Annotated in this window: 1 protein-coding gene; it reads left to right on the plus strand. The window is 69.0% G+C overall.

From position 1 onward, the window contains the following. Positions 1-12 precede the first annotated feature (12 nt). On the plus strand, positions 13-252 hold a 240-nt coding region (locus ADL15_RS24450), incomplete at its 3' end, for a helix-turn-helix domain-containing protein (RefSeq protein ID WP_157441583.1).

The following is a 252-nucleotide window of genomic DNA, read 5'->3' on the forward strand; positions in this document are numbered from 1 at the left end:
CGAGGATCCGGCGTGACGACGATCCAGGCGTACCGGTTCGCCCTCGACCTCACGCCCGGGCAGGAACGCGACGTGCTCGCTCACGCCGGAGCGGCCCGTGTCGCCCATAACTGGGCCCTGGCCAAGGTCAAGGCCGTGATGGATCAACGCACGGCCGAGCGTTCCTACGGCGTGGCCGGGCAATTGCTGACCCCGTCGCTGTCGTGGTCCCTGGCCGGGCTGCGTAAAGCGTGGAACCAGGCGAAGCCCGAT

The organism is Actinoplanes awajinensis subsp. mycoplanecinus, from assembly GCF_001509495.1.
GTDB classification, from domain to species: domain Bacteria; phylum Actinomycetota; class Actinomycetes; order Mycobacteriales; family Micromonosporaceae; genus Actinoplanes; species Actinoplanes palleronii.